The following is an 18,399-nucleotide window of genomic DNA, read 5'->3' on the forward strand; positions in this document are numbered from 1 at the left end:
GCAGCAACGTTATCTTTCGCACTCGGGGTAAGGGGGACGCATGTTGGATCTGACACAGGGCCGTATGGCACGCCGGATCGCGCCGGTCATTTTGCTGGTTGGCCTGGCCGCCTGCTCCAAGCAGGAAGAAAAACCTGCCGCCACCGCGGGCACCACGCCAGCGGCACCGGCCACCGCGCCGGCACCTACGGCAGCCACTGCGGTCTCCCCGCAGGTGCAGTCGATGGCAGCCGATCAGCTGCGCGAATCGGCCACCAAGGCGCTGCAGGACAACCGCATGTACGCCCCGGCCGGCGACAACGCGGTGGAGTATTACCTGGCGCTGCGCGAGAAGCAGCCGCAGGACGCTACCGTCAACAGCGCGCTGACCGACCTGATGCCGTACACGCTGATCGCCGCCGAACAAGGCATCAGCCGTGAGGAGTTCCCCGAAGCGCAACGGCTGATCGCGCTGATCGAAAAGGTCGACCCCAGGGCACCGGCGCTGCCGCGTCTGAAGAGCGGCCTGGAAGCCGGCATGAAGACCGCCGCCAATCGCACCGAGCAGGACGCCGAACAGGCCAAGAAGCTGGTCGAAGACAAGGCCAAGCAGGCCGCCGAGCAGAAGCGCCTGGCCGAGCAGCAATCGCGCGAGGCCGCTGCGGCCCAGCAGATTGCCGCCCAGCAGGAAACAGCGCGCCAGCAGGCGGCCGAAGCCGAACGCCAGGCCGCCGCCAAGCGCCCGGCCGAGCCGGCGCCCACGCCCGCCGCGCCACGCCCGGCGCCGGCCGCTGCAGCCGCCGCCCCGGCGGCCGCGTCGCTGCGCCCGATCAGCACCCCGGCCCCGCGTTATCCCCCCGAAGCCCTGCGCGCCGGTACCTCCGGCGAAGTGCTGGTGGAGATCACCGTGGGCACCGATGGCTCGATCACCGCCTCGCGCGTGCTGCGTGCCAACCCGCCACGCGTGTTCGACCGTGAAGCCCTCAACGCCGTGAAGCGCTGGCGCTTCGAGCCGGTGGCCGCGCCGGTGACCACCCGCCGCACACTGTCGTTCAACCCGGGCGGCTGAGTGAGTGGCTGGGTACTCACAGGGGCTACGCGCGGCTGAGTTGGTACGTTGGTCGTTGTTGATGGCCAATGGCTGATGGTTGATGGTTGATGGTTGATGGTTGATGGTTGATGGTTGATGGTTGCTGACGATTGATGCACTGCACTTCTGGCAAATACCAGGCGCCCAACAAAAAACCCGCAGCGATGCGGGCTTTTTGTTGGCTGGCCATCCGTACCCTCATCCACCCTTCGGGCACCTTCTCCCGAGGGGAGAAGGATTAAAGCCCCTCTCCTGCGGGAGAGGGGTTGGGGTGAGGGTACGGCGGCAGATTGGACATCACGAACTGCATCGGCAACAGCAACGTTCAATCATTCAACATCAACATCTGTAACAGGCATTCGCACCAACAACCCGTACGCTCATCCGGCGCTGCGCGCCACCTTCTCCCGACGGGAGAAGGAACATCAGCCCGAAATCGCCAGCCGCTCCTGGTGATATCGGCGCACCGCGGCGTACCACAGCACCCCCGCCAGACCGAACCCGGCCAGCAGGTACACCGCCCAGGTCTGCAGCGTGATCTGTTCGTGGCGGATCACCTTCAGCAACATCTGGTTCTGCGCCAGGAACGGCACTGCGAAATGCCACAGCTGCGTCTTCAGCGGGTACGCCATCAGCGCATAACCGGGCAGCATTGGTAGCAGCAGCAGCCAGGTCATGTGCGCCTGCGCCTCTTTCATGCTTTTCGCAGCCGCGGCCAGATAGGTCAGCAGCGAGGTACCGATGAACAGCATCGGCACCAGGATGAAGAGCATCTGCAGGATCGGCACGAAGCCCACGTTGAGCTGGCGCCCCAGGTTGGAGCTGGACAACTGCGCGCTGAGTTTGAAGGCCAGCAACGTCAGCAACAGCGACACCATGCCGATCACGCAGGCCGCGGCGATCTTGCCGCTGACGATCGCACTGCGAGGCGCGGGCGTGGCCAGCAGCGGTTCCAGCGACTGCCGTTCGCGTTCGCCGGCGGTGGCGTCCAGGATCAACGACGCGCCGCCCAGGAACGAGGTGATCACCAGCAGCACCGGCAACAGCATCGCCATCATCTGCCCGCGCTTGGCCTCGGCGGTGGCCAGGTCCTGCGCGGCGATCTCCAGCGGCCGCGCCACCTGCGCATCGATCCCGCGCGCCAGCAGACGCAACGCACCCACTTGCTGGCTGTAGCCGCTGAGAACGGCCTGCAGGCGCATCGCCGGCACGTCGGCTTCGCGGCGCGTGCTGTCCTTGATGATCTCCACCAGCGCCGGCCGCCCGGCACGCCAGTCGTCGGCGTAGTGCACGCTGATGCGCAGCGCCACGTCTACGTCCTGGTCGCGGATGGCGGCGGTCAGATCGGCCGGCGCGTCCACTGCGTTGAGCCCTTGCGCAGCGAGAAAGCGCACCAGATTGGGCGCGTGCTCGCGGCCAAGCACCGGGATGTCCAGCGGCTTGTCGGTCTGCGTGCGCACGCGGCTTTCGCTGAGCGCGCCCATGCCCAGGATCAGGATCGGATACAGCAACGGCGACAATAACAAGGCCAGTGCCAGGGTGCGGCGGTCGCGGCCGATGTCGCGCAGTTCCTTGCGCAGCACGGTGCCCAACGTGGCGAAAAATGACATCTTGCTCATGCGTGCAGTCCCTCGTCCGAACCGATCGCCTTGACGAAGGCGTCTTCCAGGTTGTCTTCGCCGGTGGCCGCGCGCAGTTCATCGGCGGTGCCGGCGGCCACCACGGTGCCCTTGGCAATGATGACGATGCGATCGCACAGCGCCGCCACCTCTTGCATGATGTGGCTGGAGAAGATCACGCAGCGCCCTTCGGCGCGCAGTTGCTGCAGGAAGCCGCGCATCGCGCGCGTGGTCATCACGTCCAGCCCGTTGGTGGGTTCGTCCAGGATGACGTTGCGCGGGTCGTGCACCAGCGCGCGCGCAATCGCGGTCTTGGTGCGCTGGCCCTGGCTGAAACCTTCGGTCTGCCGGTCCAGGATGTCGTCCATGTCCAGTGCATGCGACAGCAGGCGCGTGCGCTCGGCAATCTGCGTGCGCGACATGCCATGCAATTGGCCGAAGTAGGCGATGTTCTCGCGTGCGCTCAAGCGCCTGTACACGCCGCGCGCATCCGGCAGCACGCCCAGCGCGCGGCGTACCGCGACCGGGTCGTGCGCGGCATCGACGCCATCCACGCGGACGCTGCCCTGGTCGGGCGTCATCAAGGTGTAGAGCATGCGCAAGGTGGTGGTCTTGCCGGCACCATTGGGACCGAGCAAGCCGGTGATCTGGCCATCGGCGGCGTTGAAGCTGACCCCGTTGACCGCCTTCACCAAGCCGGTCTTGGTCTTGAACGATTTGTGCAAGCTGTCGACGACGATCATGCGTGCGCCTCCGTGGCGTGGTCGGTGCGGCTCATGGTTCCCATCCGTTGAACGAGGTAAACGCGGGCACATCGGTCAGGCTGTCCACGCAGCGCGCGTCCAGGCCCTTGGCATCGGCGGTCTGCAGGAATTGCCCCAGCACCTTGGGCATGCAGCCCAGCCGGAACACACCGTGGCTCTGCCCGGGCGCGATCAGATGCCGGCCGTTGGGCAGACCTTGCAGCACACGTGCGGCGTAGCGCGGCGGGGTCACCGGATCGAGCTGGCCGGATAACAGCAGCACCGGCAGCGTGGAGCGGAATGGCGCAAATGCCGCCGCCGGAGTGGGCTTGGACGGCCATGTCTTGCATGCTGCGAAGAACATCTCCGCCACCTGCGCGCCCAGCAAGGTGTCGTCCTGCGCAGCCGGCGCGCGATAGCGCCCCGCATCTTCGCTGCACAGCACCGACCACTGCATCGGGCGATTCATCTGGTCGGCCATGTCCGAGCCGCTCATCTGCGCCAGCGCCATCAACGACGCGTAGCGCCCCGCAGCGGCTTCGTCCAGCACCAGCGGCAGCAGCGAGGCGGTTTCCGGCGCATACGAAAACCCGAACGCCAGGCCGGCTACGGTATCGGCGTTGACCTCCTGGTGATGCAGTTCACCGGTGCGTGGGTCGCGGTAATCCACCGGTGCCGGCGCCTGGCGCAGGCGCTCCACCACCTGGCGCAGCTGGGTGCGCGTGTCCACCGGGAAGCGCTTGGCGCAGGCTGGCTGCGCCTTGCATTGGGTGGTCTGCAACGCGATCGCGTCTTCAAAGGTGCGCGCAAATTCGCCGCCAATGACCAGATCGTTGGGGGCCACGCCATCGAGCACCACGGTGCGGGTGTGCTGCGGGTAGCGCGCCGCGTACTGCTGCGCGACGCGCGTGCCGTAGGAGCCGCCGATCAGGTTGATCTGTTGCGCGCCCAGCGCCTCACGTACCGCATCCAGATCGCCGATGGCTTCGCTGGTGGTGAAATAGCGCGGGTCGGCATCGTTGCGCAGCCCTGCAGCACAGCGCGCCGCATAGGCGCTCAGCTGCTCGGAGGTGGCGGCACTGTCGTTTTCCAGCACCAGCGGCGTGCCGTCCGCATCGCGGCATTCCAGCGGATGCGAGCCGCCGGTGCCGCGCTGATCGACCAGAAAGATGTCGCGTTGCTTGCGCACTTCGCGCAGGCCCATGTCGACGATCGCCGCCACCTGCGTAGCCGATTGCCCGGGCCCGCCGGCGATGAAGAACACCGGGTCCGGCGCGTGGCTGGCGCCTGCATCACTTTCCAGCCAGGCGATCTTGAGCGCGAGCTTGCGCCCGTTCGGCGCGGCCGGATTTTCCGGTACCTGCAACTGTGCGCACTGCGCCTCGATGTTGCCGGCGGCGCTGCCGGAGCTGAGCGTGCATGGCGAAAACTGCAGGCGGCCGTAGGCATTGCCCGCCATCGTGGTGGACGCGGCCTGCCCCTTGCCCGTGGCCGCCACGGCGCCCTCGCCCGCGCGCTGGCAGCCGCCCAGCGCCACTGCCAGCGCAAGCACCAGCGTTATTGTCCTAACGTGCTTTGCCATTCCCGCTGCTCTCCGTGTGATCCATGGTCCTGTGACGCTGCATCCGGCCCGACGTGACCGTTGCGGCTACTGCCCGTCTTCAAACAGGAAGACGTGCTCGATCGATTCCCCAAACAGACGCGCGATGCGAAACGCCAACGGCAGGCTGGGATCGTACTTGCCGGTCTCCAGTGCGTTGATCGTTTGCCGCGACACGCCCAGCCGTTCGCCCAACTCCCCTTGCGACCAGCCACTGGCCTCGCGCAGTTCCCGCACGCGGCTGTTCATTGATAGCGGCGCGCGTTGACGCCTTTGGTGATGCCGTAGGTGGCGCACAGGACCGGGAACACCCACAACATCGCGACCGTGGCCGGGATGTCGATCAACTGCGCCGCCTGCAGGAACCCGCCGGTCATGTACGCAGCACTCACCAGCCCGGCAGCGATGGCGATCGATTCCAGTTCGATCCGCCGCTGCATCTCGTCCGAATCACGCACGAAGCGCGCCACCGCACGGATCACCAGCATCAACAACAGCGCAGGCAACAACGCAATGAGCGTGCGCGCCCAGTGCGGCCCCACGCGCGCCAGCAGCGTTGGCCAGCACAGCATGACCGCCACGTACAACAGCATCGGGATGCCGAATTCACGGTAGTAACGCCGCGCCAGCGCCGGCAGTGCACTGTCGCGCATGCCGCCGGGTGACAGCCACAGCATCAGCGCCATCAACAGGCCCGCCGCCCCCATACCGACGCACAGGCCAATCAGATACTGGCCCAGCGGCAGCACCCGCCAATACCCAAGTGCACCGCCGCCGAGCAAGCTCAGGCTGATGCCCAACGCCACCAGTGCACTGCGTTTGCAGCCGCTCATGCGCGTTGCGCCTTTCCGGATGTTGCGTGCAATTGCAGTGCATCAGCGTGCGCGTGGTTGCGGCGACGCGGTGCTGCCGGAGGCACTGACGCCCAGTGCGGTGGGAGGTGCTGATGCATGCGACATGCCTGTCAAGTTCACTTGACAGGCACAATGCGCGGCACCGGGCGGACTGTCAAGCGTCCTTTACATGTTGCGCGGCTCGGCAGGCGGCGCATGGGCGTCCTGGCTGCCATGGATCACGGATTGGTGGAGCACGCGCCAGAGCTGAGCGTTGCGGGTCCGGGCATGCACGAATTCGACGTGGGAGCGGCTTCGAGGCGATCGTGACGTCCCGAAGACGAGGGAATATCTCCGGAGCCGCCGAGTCAAAACCTTCTGCCCCAGCGCCGCAGCGCGCGTGCCGGCAGCGATGCGATTGATGAGTCGTTGTTCGCGGCCACGCGATTGCATGCAACGCTTCAATCGGTGCATGCAGCGCGCGCCGCGCTACTTCAAATACGTCTTGAGAATCGCCGCCACCTCGTCCACGGCCTGCTCGCGCGTGCCGCGCGCGTCCGGTGCAGCGACATGGTGCTGCAGGTGCTCGGTCAGCAGCTCCACCATCAGGCCTTGCGCAGCACCGCGGAAGGCGGCGACCTGGGTCAGCAAGGCGGTGCATTCCACATCCTGCGCCAGCGCTTTCTCCAGCGCCTCGACCTGCCCGCGAATCTTGCGGACCCGCGCGAGCAGCTTGGATTTGTCCTGAGTTAGATGCGCCATGCAGATACCCCCCAGGGGTATTTCGGATACCATCGGGGGGTATCTTAGTCAGGCCGCCTCGCCCATGTCGAACACCCCGCCCCTCCCGCACTGTGCGCAACCGCAGGCCTTTGTGGGTGGCAACCCGCTTGCCGAGCGCAGCACCCGCAAGGCGGTCGTGCTGACCGCGCTGATGATGGTGGTGGAGATCGTGGGCGGTTGGGTGCTCAACTCCATGGCCCTGCTTGCCGACGGCTGGCATATGAGCTCGCATGCGCTGGCACTGGGCTTGGCGTTGTTCGCCTACGCATTCGCGCGCCGCCACACCCGCGACGGGCGCTTCGCGTTCGGCACCTGGAAAGTCGAAGTGCTGGGCGGCTACTCCAGCGCAATCCTGCTGTTGGGTGTGGCCGGGTTGATGGCCTTCCAGTCGGTGGAGCGGCTGGTCTCGCCCAAACCGGTGCATTACCCGGAAGCCACCGCGATCGCGGTCGTCGGCCTGCTGGTCAATCTGATCTGTGCGTGGTGGCTGCGCGATTCGCATGGCCATGCGCATCACCATGATCACGCGCATGGGTATGGACATGCGCACGGACATGGACCACATGGCCACGCGCACACGCACGGCCACAGCGATCTGAACCTGCGCGCGGCGTATCTGCACGTGGTGGCGGATGCAGCCACCTCGGTGCTGGCGATCGTGGCGCTGGTGGTCGGCATGCGCTGGGGCGTGACCTGGATGGATCCGCTCATGGGCATCGTTGGTGCGGTGCTGGTCACCGTATGGGCCTGGGGGCTGTTGCGCAGCACCGGCCGGGTGTTGCTGGATGCGGAGATGGATGCGCCGGTGGTGGAGGAAATCCGCGAGGTGATCGCTGCACTGCCCTACGCCGCACGCATTGCCGACCTGCATGTGTGGCGCATCGGCACAGACCGCTACGCCTGTCTGATCAGCCTCGTCACCGAAGCCACCGTCGCCGCAGAAGCCATCCGCGCGGCGCTACAGATCCACGAAGAACTGGTGCACATCACGGTGGAAGTGCAGCGCCCCGAGGGCGCTTCTGCAGCGGTGTAAGACGCGTAATGCGCCGTGCGATCACGCACGGCAGCAGTGCATCGCCCACCGCCATGCAGCGTGCGCTTGAGCGCGCTTTTCAGCGGGCGCAGCAGTGCGCAGCGCATCGGTCACACGTGCACGAGTGCGCTACGCTTGCGCATCACTCATGCTCGGGAGTCGCGATGCGCTTGACCCTGTTACTAGCCACCACGCTGGCATGTTGCCTGGCAACCGCGGCCTCGGCGCAACCCGCCGCGCAACGTGAGATCCAGTTGGACATCGCCAGCGCCGGCGCACCAGTGGATCGGTTCTATGCGCTGTCGGTCGTCTCGGATTTTCCCGGCACCTTGATCCGCGACGACACCCAGGCGCATCTGGTGCCCGCAGTGCAGGAACTGGGCTTTCGCTATATCTGCTTCCACGACGTGTTCCATGACGTGCTCGGCACGGTCAAGGAGGTCGACGGCACGCTCGTGTACGACTGGACGCAGCTGGACAAACTCTACGACGCACTGCTGGCCAAGAAGATCCGCCCATTCGTCGAACTGGGTTTCACCCCGACCGCGATGAAGACCTCCGAGCAGACCCTGTTCTACTGGAAGGGCAACACCTCGCATCCGGACCCGGCCAAGTGGACGCAGCTGATCGATGCATACGTGCGCCACATTCGCGCACGTTACGGCGCGGATGAAGTCCGCCAGTGGTATTTCGAAGTATGGAACGAGCCCAATCTGAAGGACTTCTGGGAGAACGCCGACCAGCAGGCCTACTTCGCTCTGTACGCCAACACCGCGCGCACCATCAAGGCCATCGACCCGCAGCTGCGCGTGGGCGGGCCTTCCACCGCCGGCGCGGCGTGGGTGCCGGAGCTGCTGGCCTTCGTGCAAAAAAACACGTTGCCGATCGACTTCGTCACCACCCACACCTATGGCGTGGATGGCGGGTTTCTCGATGAAGACGGCAAGCAGGACACCAAGCTCTCCGCCTCGCCCGAGGCCATCGTGGGCGATGTACGGCGCGTGCGTGCGCAGATCCAGGCCTCGCCCTATCCGGATCTGCCGCTGTTTTTCACCGAGTGGAGCAGCAGCTACACGCCGCGCGATTTCGTCCACGACAGCTACATCAGCGCGCCGTACATCCTGACCAAACTCAAGCAGGTGCAGGGCCTGGTGCATGGCATGAGCTACTGGACCTATACCGACTTGTTCGAAGAGCCCGGCCCGCCGCCGACGCCCTTCCACGGCGGCTTGGGGCTGATGAACCGCGAAGGCATCCGCAAGCCGGCCTGGTTCGCTTACAAGTATTTGAATGCCCTGCAGGGGCGCAGCCTTGCGGTGGACGATGCGCACACGCTTGCCGCAGTGGACGGCAAGCGCATTGCCGCGGTGGCCTGGGATTGGCAGCAGCCGGTGCAGGCGGTGAGCAATACGCCGTTTTATACCCGCCAGGTGCCGGCGAGCGACAGCAAGGCAATCGTGTTCCGGTTGGCGCATGTGCCGGCGGGCACCTATCGGCTGCAGGTGCGCAAGACCGGCTACCGCCGCAATGACCCGCTGTCGCTCTACATCGACATGGGCATGCCCAAGCAACTTGCTGCAGACCAGCTGATCCAACTGCAGCAGGCCACGCGCGATGCGCCCGAGCAGGACCGCCGCGTGCGCGTGGGCGCCGACGGTGCGGTTGCGGTTACGGTGCCGATGCGCAGCAACGATGTGGTGCTGCTGACGCTGGAACCGGCAACGCGCTGAGCGTTGCCGCCTTCCTGCCCTGGCGCTGCGCGCGCACACACGTTGCAGGCGGCCGCCTCAACGCACCGCGCTCAAGCCGCAGGCTTGGGCGGTGATGAGCTCACGTATTTCTCGCGGCGGATCTGTGCATTCGGCAGGCCGGCCTCGCGCAGCGCCACCGCGCAGGTGTCCACCATGTCCGGGTTGCCGCACAGGTAGGCGATGTCGCCATCGGCCGCCGGCGCGAACTCGGCCAGATGTTGCTGCACGTAGCCATGCCGTACGTCGGCATGCGGCTGTTCGGGCAGAGCGCGTGAGAAGCACGGCACGTAGCGGAACTGCGGATGCGCATCGGCAAATGCGCGGAAGTCATCGCCGTACAGCAGCTCGGCGGGCGTGCGTGCGCCTTGCAGCAGCACCACCTCCAGCCCCCGGCTGGCGATTGCCTCGGCCAGCAGCGGCAGCATCGAGCGATACGGCGTCACCCCGGTGCCGGTGGCGATCAGCAGGTAGCGCCGGTTGTGGTCGCCCGGCAGCAGGCAGAACTTGCCGTAGGGGCCGCTGGCCTGCAGCTGGTCGCCAATCTCCAGGCCTTCGAACAGCGCGGTGGCCGAGCCGCCGGGCACGAAACTCACCGCGATCTCCACCGCCTCGCCCGGTCCCAGCGCGTGGTCGTGGATGGTCGCCAGCGAATAGCTGCGCTTGGCATCGGTGCCATCGGCGTACTGGAAATGGATCTGAATGAACTGCCCGGGCTGGAAATCCAGCGGCTGCCCGTCATCACGCAGGAACTGGCAGTGGGCCACGGTGGGCGCGAGCATGCGCCTGTCGACAAGCTTGAGGGGGAATTGAACGGGCACGAACGGATTTAGGACAGTCTGTGATCGGGGCGAACCCCCACGGGCTTCTATAATAGCGGCTGCAACTCGCTGCGCCGTCACGCTGACGCGAAGGACCATCTTGAATTCCCCATCTCCGACCGCGGCACCCGCCCTGCGCGTGTGCGACCTGCGCAAGACCTACGACAACGGCACCGAGGCGCTCAAGGGCGTGTCGCTGGACGTGGCGCCTGGCGACTTTTTCGCCCTGCTCGGCCCCAACGGGGCGGGCAAGTCCACCCTGATCGGCATCATCAGCTCGCTGGTGAACCTCTCGCAGGGCCAGGTCGAGGTCTTCGGCACCGATCTGGTCCGCCACCGCAGCGATGCGATGCGGCTGATCGGCCTGGTCCCGCAGGAAGTGAACTTCAACCTGTTCGAAAAGCCCTTCGACATCCTGGTCAACTACGCCGGTTTCTACGGCATGCCGCGCGAGCAGGCTGCCGCCCTGGCGGAGGCCGAGCTGCGCCGCGCGCATCTGTGGGAAAAGGCGCAGGTGATGAGCCGCACGCTCTCCGGCGGCATGAAGCGCCGCCTGATGATCGCCCGCGCCATGATGACCCAGCCGCGGCTGCTGATCCTGGACGAGCCCACCGCCGGTGTGGACATCGAGATCCGCCGCGACATGTGGCGCGTGCTCAAGGAGATCAATGCCGCCGGCACCACGATCATCCTGACCACCCACTACCTGGAAGAGGCCGAGCACCTGTGCCGCAACCTGGCCATCATCAACCACGGCCAGATCGTCACCCAGGGCCCGATGCGCGAGCTGCTGGCCAAGCTCGACGTGGAAGGCTTCCTGTTCGATATCGATGGTGAGTTGCCGGCGCAGCTTCCGGTGATCGAAGGCACCACGCTCACCGCAATCGACGGCCATACGCTGGATCTGGACATGCCGCGCGCGATGGACCTCAACCGCGTGTTCGCTACCCTGGGCGATGCCGGCATCCGGGTGCGCTCGATGCGCACCAAGAGCAACCGGCTGGAAGAATTGTTCGTCCGTCTGACCGGGCCTGGCGACACCACCGTTGCCACGCCCCCTGCTGCAGCGGCGCCCGTGCGCCCGGCAGGTCACCCATGAGTTCCCCGGAGCCTTCGATGTCCGCTGTTCCCGCTACCTCCCGCCAGCGCAACTGGGTTGCACTGGGCACCATCGTGCGCCGCGAAGTGCAGCGCATCCTGCGCATCTGGGGCCAGACCCTGGTGCCGCCGGCTATCACCATGACGCTGTACTTTTTGATCTTCGGCGGGCTGATCGGCTCGCGCGTGGGCGACATGGGCGGCTACACGTACATGCAGTTCATCGTGCCGGGCCTGGTGATGATGAGCGTGATCCAAAACAGCTACGGCAACATTTCCTCGAGCTTCTTCGGCGCCAAGTTCGGCCGCCACGTGGAAGAACTGCTGGTCAGCCCGATGCCCAACTGGGTGATCCTGTGGGGCTACGTGGCAGGCGCGGTGCTGCGCGGAGTGATGGTGGGCGCGTTGGTGCTGATCATCGCCATGTTCTTCACCCCGGTGCGCATCCCGCACCCGCTGGTGACGCTGACCACGGTGCTGCTGGGCGCGACGATCTTCTCGCTGGCCGGCTTCGTCAACGCGGTGTACGCCAAGAAGTTCGACGACGTGGCCATCGTGCCCACCTTCATCCTGACCCCGCTGACCTACCTGGGCGGCGTGTTCTATTCGGTGAAGCTGCTGCCCGGCTGGGCCGAAGCCGCCACCCACGCCAACCCGATCTTCTACATGGTCAACGCATTCCGCTACGGCCTGCTCGGCAGCTCCGACGTGCCGATCTGGGTGGCCTACGCGCTGATGCTCGGCTTTGTCGCGGTGCTGAGCGCGTTGGCGCTGTGGCTGCTGCGGCGTGGCGTGGGTTTGCGGAGCTGATGGTGAATAGAAAGCATGTGACGCAAAGCATGGAAGGTTATTCGCACGCGCTTCTCGCGAACGCAGCGCGTAATTTCCTTGAAAGAAGCGGAGATGCCGCAGAGGAACAACCTAACCAGTTCGCGCTGGGCGCCATGATGATGTGCTGCTTTGCTTTGGAGGCCTACTTCAACCAGCTCGGTCATGCGCTACACGAACGTCGAATGATTCCGCAGCTTGTCGATATCGAGGATTTTGAGCGGACCGCGCCAGATCAGAAATTTCTAGCCTTAGTTGATGCGCTTGATATGTTAATGCAGGCCATCCCGCACGCGTGGGTAGATGAAGCATTCCGCTTCCGCAACAAGGTTGCTCATGCAAAGCCTTACGCGCGCGAAGATGAGAAAGCTACATGGAAGGGGGTGAGTCCACTTACTCCTAGCACCGATCCGCCGTGGGCTAGGCAAGCAAGGCCGCAAGAAGCCAGCCGGTTCGTGGGAAACATGGAAGAAGTTATTAATCAAATGAATAAGGCCAGCTTGAAAAAGCTAGGCACTGACTTCCCAATACATATTGTTGGTAGATGTAGTCAGATCTACTGACCAAACAAAAGGCCCCGGCGAGTCCGCCAGAGCCTGATGCCGACCGAGAATCCCCGATCCGGCCGAAAGCATAGCTGAGCGTCTTAGATGTTCCAACATCAAGCTGAACGGAGATTCTGATGCATATCCTCATCCTCGGTGCCGGCGGCACCGGCGGCTACTTTGGCGGGCGGCTGGCGCAGGCTGGCGTGGATGTCACCGTCCTGGTGCGCGAGGCCCGTGCGGCGCAGCTGCAGGCGCAGGGCCTGCGTATTCGCAGCCCCCTCGGCGATGCCGATCTGCCGGTGGCCACGGTCACCGCGCAGGCGCTGCCCGCGCTGGTGGCGCAGCGGCCATTCGATCTGGTGATCCTCAGCTGCAAGGCCTACGACCTGGACAGCGCGATCGAGGCGATTGCACCGGCGGTCGGCGAGCACACCACGGTGCTGCCCATCCTCAACGGGCTGCGCCATTACGCGGCGCTGGACGAACGCTTCGGTGCGGCCCGCGTGCTTGGCGGGCTGTGCTTCATCAGCGCCTCCAAGGGCGCCGATGGCGAAATCCTGCACCTGGGCAAGCCGGCCTCGCTGACGTTTGGCGAGCGCAGCGGCGAGGCGGCCTCTGCACGCGTGCAGGCGTTTGCCGCCGCCTGCGCGCAGGCCGGCATCGACCATGTGGCCAGCACCCAGATCGCGCAGGAGCAGTGGATCAAGTACAGCTTCCTCACTGCGTTGGCGGCGGCGACCTGCCTGATGCGTGCGCCGGTGGGCGCGATTGTGGCCACCGATGACGGCCGCGCCTTGATCAACGGCCTGTACAACGAATGCCTGTGGGCCGCCGATGCCGCCGGCCAGCCAATTCCCGAACCCGCGCGCGCCAAGGCGCTGCAGACGCTGCTGCAGGTGGACTCGCCGCTGAAGGCCTCGATGCTGCGCGACCTGGAGGCCGGGCAGGATGTGGAAGCGGCGCAGATCGTCGGCGACATGCTCAAGCGCGTGCGCGAGACCGGGCGCAACGCGCCGCTACTGATGGCGGCCAACGTGCATCTGCAGGCGTATCAGGTGCTGCGGCATAGCTGAGGTTGTTGGGGTGTGCGGGGCGGTTGTTGGGCTGCGTGTAAACCGTACCCCCATCCGCCCTGCGGGCACCTTCCCCCGATGGGGGAAGGGTTGTAGCGCTCTGGGTCGATGTCGATACGTCGAGGTGGCGTTGCGCATCACTGCACGTGAAGCGCTGCCATGCGCGGCGCGCGCTCAAGATCAGCATTGCCATTGCCTTCGCGCCGTAACGACGCGATGCACACGATGCTCTGCCTCCCTTCGCCCGTGTCGCCTCCGATGAAACTGCTCAGCCACCTGTTCCGTGCCGGTCACTTCGTGATCCTGGCGTTCTTCGTGCTGTGCGCCTGCGGGCTGGTGGGCATGGCCGCGCTGGAGCTGTGGCATGGCTTCACCCCGGGCGGCGACATGGTGGTCCGCGACCGCTTCAACGTGGTGCTGGAAGCCATCGGCCTGCTCACCGTGGCCTTGGTGACGCTGGAATTGGGCCAGACCATCTTCGAAGAAGAGATCCTGCGCGACGTCAAAGTGAGCGGCCCCACGCGCGTACGTCGTTACCTGTCGCGCTTCTTCGTGGTGATCGTGATCGCGCTGGCCATCGAAACCCTGGTGTCGATCTTCGAGCTGATGCACGACGACCCCGCCAAGTTGCCGTATGCCGCCTCGGTGGGCTTCTGTGCCGGCCTGCTGCTGATTGCCTGGGGCGTGTTCGTCAAACTCAATCGCAGCGCCGAAGAGCTGGAGCCCGAAGCGATGGCCGAAACCAAGCGCGAAGACAACGAAGTGCAGGAGTAAGCACGGCGATTACAGCCACGATGCGTTCGCCAGATCGGCACGGCTGCTAGGTGTTTAGATCGGCCGCGGGTCAGTGCGGTGCTTGCCGGCGTTCCACACGTGTTTTGCGACACCGTGCGACGTGGTGTTCGTCACTCCGGGCGTTCGGTGCAACAACACGACAGCGTCGCAAGGCATCACCGTACCTCGTTGGTGTTTAAGGTCGCGTAGTTGCAGCGGTGGCCTTTGCGGGTATCAACAGTCGCATTCCCTCGCTGGATTCATCGCCGCCGCGCTGCACCGGCGTCTGCCTCGGCACGATCGGTGGGCGGCGCTCGCGCGGCGACAGCAATGTGATCGATCCCGCCTTGAGCGTGGTGATGCTGCCTGCCGCATCGCCACGGCCCACCGGGTGGCCACTACTGCGGGGCTGGTCGGCAGCAATGGCCTGCGCAACCTCGGCCACCACGCCCCAGACCTGCACGCGGTCGCCGCTGCGCACACGGGTGCCCAAGCGCAGGGTGAACTCGCTCTCGCCGGGCATCCCGATGCCGGTGTCGTAGCCCTGGTCGAGCACGAACAGCGCGTCGGACGTGGCGTCCACGCCATCGCCTTCGTCCTGCACGAACCAACCGATCGGCCTGCTGCGGGTAGCCTCGCCCACCGTCTCGATGACTTCCTGCGCAAGATCGTCCTCATCGCCGGCCAGGCTGCGGGTCACGATGCCTTCGATGCGGACTTCCTGCCCCAGCAGCGGGCTGCTGGCACCCGCGCCTTGCACGCGACCGATCAACACACGGTCCGCGTCCATCGGCACGACGGTCTGGTCACTCTCGCCCGGCAGCGGCAAGCGGCACGCACTCAACAAAGTGAGCACCAGCAAGGGTGCTCCCCAGCGCACGCGGTGGCGGTGTTGCATCACTCGACATCCTTGTGGAGACACTGCAGCGGGCCGTTGGCCGCATCGCAACGGCGCGTGGTTCGGCGCTAGGCTGCCGGCAGCGCCGGCACCGAGGTCGGCTTGCCGTCGTCGCCGAGCGCGATCATCACGAAGTGGCCGCGGGTGCACAGTTCGCGTGCCCCGCTGAGCAGATCTTCGGCGATCAACTCCACTTCCACCTTGATCGAACTGCGCCCCACCGAGACCACGCGCGCGATGGTCTCCACCATCTGCCCCTGGCGGATCGGCAACTTGAAATCGACCTGGTCCGAGCGCGCGGTCACCACGGTGCGACGCGCATAGCGCGAGGCGGCCAGGAACGCGGCCTTGTCCATCCACGCCAACGCCTGGCCACCGAACAGCGTGCCCATGTGGTTGGTGTGGTTGGGGAACACGATCTCGGCCATGCGCGCTTCGATCGGTGGAGGGGTCTGCGGGCTATCGGACATCGTGGGATCCAGAAAGAAGGTGGAACAAACGGCCCGCGCGGGCGATGCGGCCGCGGCGGCTGTGTGGCATGCACGCGTTCGACATGCCTTGCGTGTCGAAGCACAACGATAGCCTGATCCGCGCGATGTGCAGGCGACGGTGCTGCGCAATGCGGGGCATTCGTGCTGCCTGGGGTTCGTCACGGCTGCGCTGCGGCTGGCGGCTGGGAGGACGAACAGCCACACGCGCTGTGTGTCACCACATGCAAAGCCAGGGTGTCGGTGCAAAGGTGCAGCGAATGCAGCAAGGGCGTACGCGGGACAAGCACCCGTCGGCGGCTGTCGCGGCCGGGTCCGCTCCTACGAGAGCGGATTCCCCACTAGCGTCGGGTCACGCGTTGCGTGCACAAGCACGCGCCGCACCAGAGCTCGCTCAGAGGCTGGTCTTGACCGCGGTTTCCACCTGCGCCGGCGACTGGAAGCCAGGCAGGCGTGCCACCTCGCTGCCGTCGCGGTACAGCGCCAGGGTCGGCGTCTGGCGCAGGCCCAGATCGCGGAAGAATTCCTCGCCCACCACTTCCAGCTTGACCTTCAACAAGGCCACGCCGGCGGCGGCGTCGCTGGCGGAGAACTTGTCCAGCGACATGTCGAGCATCTTGCAGCCCGGGCAATTGTCCTTGTAGAAATCCACCAGCGCGCGCGGGTGCGCGGCGAGGACTTCGGTGTAGTGCTCAGGCGACGTGACGGTAATGGTCTGCATCATGGGGATCGTTCTTGCATTGGGCCAGAACCTCGTCGGTCCAGGCGGCGATGGCGTGCGCATCACGAACGCCGTGGGGCATCTGTTCGATGGTCAGGCGAGGAAACGGGCTGTCGAAGAAACGTGCGATGCGATGCACGGCTCCGCAGAAATAGTCCTCGCCCCACTGCGTCTCGCCGGTACCGAACACCGCCACCTGCGGTGGCTTGCCCAGCGTTTCGACCAGTTCGACGATGAAGCGTTTCATCTCTGTGGGCGTGCGCCCGCCGTTGTCGGTCCAGCTCCCGAGCAGGAACAGATCGTACTGCCCCGGCGCATGCGGCACCTGCGCCAGGCGCTGCAGATCGGTTTCCACCCAGGTCACCACATGCCCCGCCGCCTCGCATTGCAGCGCGACACTGCGCGCCACATCACGCGTGTTACCGCTCAACGAAGCCAGTGCGAGCAGGATGTTCATGGTGAGGCCGGGAATGGGGAATCGAGAGTCGTGAATCGAAAGAGCGGGGGTACGGTTGCTTTTACCATTCCCGATTCCCGATTCACCACTCCCGATCAATCACAGATCGTCGAAGCCGTTATCCGAGTTGGTCTTCTTGTACGAGGCATTGCGCATCTCGAAGAAGTCGGTCTTGGTCTCGGTGAAGTTGTCGGCGTAGGCCTTGATCCACGGCATTACGTTGTCGTTGGCGCCTTCGTACAACTTCTCGATACCGAGCATGCCGGCCATCTTGTTGGCGCGGTACTTCACGTAGCGGATCATTTCGTCGACGTCGATGCCGTCGATGCCGTCCAGCACTTCGGCCGTCCACACCGTTTCCAGGTCGATCGCGTGCTCGAAGGCCTTGTGCACGTAATCGGTGAGCTCATCGCCCTGCAGCGCCTGGTTCTCTCCGATGATGGCGCGGATCAATTCGCTGATGAACTTGGAGTGGGCCAGCTCGTCGCGGTTGATGAAGCTGATGATCTTGCCGGTGCCGGTCATGCGGTTCTGGCGGACCAGATTGTAGAAGTACGCAAAGCCGGAATAGAAGTTGATGCCTTCCAGGATCGAGGACTGGATCAGCGCGCGGATCAGCGTTTCGGCCGTCTTGTCGCGCATGAAGTCGTCGTAGGCGCCCATGATCGGCGCATTGCGCTTGATGATGGTCGGGTGCGTGCGCGCAATCTCGAACACGCGGTTCTGATCGGCCAGGCCGGTGATGGAGGCCAGCACGTAGCTGTAGCTCTCGTTATGGATCACTTCCTGCTGGCCGATGATCGCAGCATTGGCATGCGCGGCCGGGTCGGTGATGTATTCGGCGACGTTGTAGATGAAGCGCGTCTGCGGCGAATCCAGCGTGGCCAGCAAGCCGATGATCGAGTCATAGGCATTCTTCTCGCGCGCCGAGAGCTCGTTGTACTGGCGCGCGTCGCCCTTCATGTCCACCTCGTCGGGGATCCAGAAGTTGGTCGACAACTCCTTGTACGCCCGATAAAAGGACGGGTACGGAATGTCGTTCCAGTTGAGGATGCCGGACGTGGAGCCATTGATGATGGCAGTGGAGCGATTGGGGTGACGCGGCTCCAGGATCTTGATGCGCTCAAGCGGTGTTGCGGACATGGGTCTTTACTCGTCTTTCAGGCGTCACGCGTCCACATGGGAACGGCGACAGCAAAATCGTGCTGGAGAAAAGCCCCCCTGAGTCAGGGGGGCGCGCCGAAGGCGCAGGGGTGTGGATGCTA

At 65.2% G+C, this 18,399-nt stretch carries 21 protein-coding genes; 8 read left to right on the forward strand and 13 right to left on the reverse strand.

Annotated features, from left to right (window positions below; genetic code table 11):
* Positions 1–40 precede the first annotated feature (40 nt).
* Complete coding sequence (locus ACCQ09_RS20490) at positions 41–1,048, forward strand: energy transducer TonB (protein WP_011039039.1); 1,008 nt, start codon at positions 41–43, stop codon at positions 1,046–1,048.
* 25 nt (positions 1,049–1,073) lie between these two features.
* Here the strand turns inward: ACCQ09_RS20490 and ACCQ09_RS20495 are convergent, their stop codons facing one another.
* The 7 genes from ACCQ09_RS20495 to ACCQ09_RS20525 all read right to left on the reverse strand — a co-directional run bounded on the left by ACCQ09_RS20495 (position 1,074) and on the right by ACCQ09_RS20525 (position 6,626).
* A complete protein-coding gene (locus tag ACCQ09_RS20495; protein ID WP_228428311.1) occupies positions 1,074–1,259 on the reverse strand; it encodes a hypothetical protein in 186 nt (61 codons plus the stop codon).
* A 235-nt stretch (positions 1,260–1,494) separates the two neighbouring features.
* Positions 1,495–2,688: an ABC transporter permease gene (locus ACCQ09_RS20500; RefSeq protein ID WP_372386262.1), complete on the reverse strand. Its 1,194-nt coding sequence runs from the start codon at positions 2,686–2,688 to the stop codon at positions 1,495–1,497.
* A complete protein-coding gene (locus ACCQ09_RS20505) occupies positions 2,685–3,431 on the reverse strand; it encodes an ABC transporter ATP-binding protein (RefSeq protein WP_040942030.1) in 747 nt (248 codons plus the stop codon). The genes ACCQ09_RS20500 and ACCQ09_RS20505 overlap by 4 nt, the downstream gene beginning before the upstream one ends.
* A gap of 31 nt (positions 3,432–3,462) precedes the next feature.
* Entirely contained in the window at positions 3,463–5,013 is a 1,551-nt protein-coding gene (locus ACCQ09_RS20510; RefSeq protein WP_040942031.1) for an alpha/beta hydrolase, read from the reverse strand.
* Positions 5,014–5,079: 66 nt separating this feature from the next.
* Positions 5,080–5,280, reverse strand: coding sequence for a helix-turn-helix transcriptional regulator (locus ACCQ09_RS20515; RefSeq protein ID WP_006449488.1), 201 nt, complete (start codon positions 5,278–5,280; stop codon positions 5,080–5,082).
* Positions 5,277–5,864, reverse strand: a complete 588-nt coding sequence (locus ACCQ09_RS20520) for a hypothetical protein (protein WP_012439532.1) — start codon at positions 5,862–5,864, stop codon at positions 5,277–5,279. Before ACCQ09_RS20520 ends, ACCQ09_RS20515 begins: the two co-directional genes overlap by 4 nt.
* 489 nt (positions 5,865–6,353) lie before the next feature.
* Complete coding sequence (locus tag ACCQ09_RS20525) at positions 6,354–6,626, reverse strand: metal/formaldehyde-sensitive transcriptional repressor (RefSeq protein ID WP_070693844.1); 273 nt, start codon at positions 6,624–6,626, stop codon at positions 6,354–6,356.
* Positions 6,627–6,690: 64 nt separating this feature from the next.
* Between ACCQ09_RS20525 and dmeF the strand changes: the two genes are divergently transcribed.
* Both dmeF and ACCQ09_RS20535 read left to right on the forward strand, forming a co-directional pair.
* Positions 6,691–7,680 (forward strand): CDF family Co(II)/Ni(II) efflux transporter DmeF, encoded by a 990-nt coding sequence (gene dmeF, locus ACCQ09_RS20530; protein WP_076035788.1) that lies wholly within the window; start codon positions 6,691–6,693, stop codon positions 7,678–7,680.
* Between the two features lie 164 nt (positions 7,681–7,844).
* Positions 7,845–9,410, forward strand: a complete 1,566-nt coding sequence (locus ACCQ09_RS20535) for a GH39 family glycosyl hydrolase (RefSeq protein ID WP_228428312.1) — start codon at positions 7,845–7,847, stop codon at positions 9,408–9,410.
* A 71-nt stretch (positions 9,411–9,481) separates the two neighbouring features.
* Here the strand turns inward: ACCQ09_RS20535 and ACCQ09_RS20540 are convergent, their stop codons facing one another.
* Positions 9,482–10,348, reverse strand: coding sequence for a ferredoxin--NADP reductase (locus tag ACCQ09_RS20540; RefSeq protein ID WP_162274439.1), 867 nt, complete (start codon positions 10,346–10,348; stop codon positions 9,482–9,484).
* 1 nt (position 10,349) lies between these two features.
* On the opposite strand from ACCQ09_RS20540, the gene ACCQ09_RS20545 reads away from it, so the two are divergent.
* The 5 genes from ACCQ09_RS20545 (at position 10,350) to ACCQ09_RS20565 (ending at position 14,570) form a co-directional block, all read left to right on the forward strand.
* The gene (locus tag ACCQ09_RS20545; RefSeq protein ID WP_011039048.1) at positions 10,350–11,348 is read left to right on the forward strand and encodes an ABC transporter ATP-binding protein; all 999 of its coding nucleotides are present in this window, start codon (positions 10,350–10,352) and stop codon (positions 11,346–11,348) included.
* Entirely contained in the window at positions 11,345–12,157 is an 813-nt protein-coding gene (locus tag ACCQ09_RS20550; protein WP_170873844.1) for an ABC transporter permease, read from the forward strand. Before ACCQ09_RS20545 ends, ACCQ09_RS20550 begins: the two co-directional genes overlap by 4 nt.
* Positions 12,157–12,738 (forward strand): hypothetical protein, encoded by a 582-nt coding sequence (locus tag ACCQ09_RS20555; RefSeq protein ID WP_228428313.1) that lies wholly within the window; start codon positions 12,157–12,159, stop codon positions 12,736–12,738. Before ACCQ09_RS20550 ends, ACCQ09_RS20555 begins: the two co-directional genes overlap by 1 nt.
* Positions 12,739–12,857: 119 nt before the next feature.
* Positions 12,858–13,796, forward strand: a complete 939-nt coding sequence (panE, locus tag ACCQ09_RS20560; protein WP_228428314.1) for a 2-dehydropantoate 2-reductase — start codon at positions 12,858–12,860, stop codon at positions 13,794–13,796.
* 258 nt (positions 13,797–14,054) lie between these two features.
* A complete protein-coding gene (locus tag ACCQ09_RS20565) occupies positions 14,055–14,570 on the forward strand; it encodes a hypothetical protein (protein WP_014506181.1) in 516 nt (171 codons plus the stop codon).
* Between the two features lie 196 nt (positions 14,571–14,766).
* Here the strand turns inward: ACCQ09_RS20565 and ACCQ09_RS20570 are convergent, their stop codons facing one another.
* The 5 genes from ACCQ09_RS20570 to ACCQ09_RS20590 form a co-directional block, all read right to left on the reverse strand.
* Positions 14,767–15,468, reverse strand: coding sequence for a single stranded DNA-binding domain-containing protein (locus tag ACCQ09_RS20570; RefSeq protein WP_228428315.1), 702 nt, complete (start codon positions 15,466–15,468; stop codon positions 14,767–14,769).
* 68 nt (positions 15,469–15,536) lie between these two features.
* Positions 15,537–15,938 (reverse strand): acyl-CoA thioesterase, encoded by a 402-nt coding sequence (locus ACCQ09_RS20575; RefSeq protein ID WP_011039053.1) that lies wholly within the window; start codon positions 15,936–15,938, stop codon positions 15,537–15,539.
* Positions 15,939–16,350: 412 nt separating this feature from the next.
* Positions 16,351–16,677, reverse strand: a complete 327-nt coding sequence (locus ACCQ09_RS20580) for a thioredoxin family protein (RefSeq protein ID WP_011039054.1) — start codon at positions 16,675–16,677, stop codon at positions 16,351–16,353.
* Positions 16,649–17,134 (reverse strand): flavodoxin, encoded by a 486-nt coding sequence (locus tag ACCQ09_RS20585; RefSeq protein ID WP_011039055.1) that lies wholly within the window; start codon positions 17,132–17,134, stop codon positions 16,649–16,651. Before ACCQ09_RS20585 ends, ACCQ09_RS20580 begins: the two co-directional genes overlap by 29 nt.
* 99 nt (positions 17,135–17,233) lie before the next feature.
* Positions 17,234–18,277, reverse strand: coding sequence for a ribonucleotide-diphosphate reductase subunit beta (locus ACCQ09_RS20590; protein ID WP_040942038.1), 1,044 nt, complete (start codon positions 18,275–18,277; stop codon positions 17,234–17,236).
* Between the last annotated feature and the right edge of the window lie 122 nt (positions 18,278–18,399).

It is taken from the genome of Xanthomonas sp. NCPPB 2586 (assembly GCF_041475775.2).
Taxonomy (GTDB): Bacteria; Pseudomonadota; Gammaproteobacteria; order Xanthomonadales; family Xanthomonadaceae; genus Xanthomonas; species Xanthomonas campestris.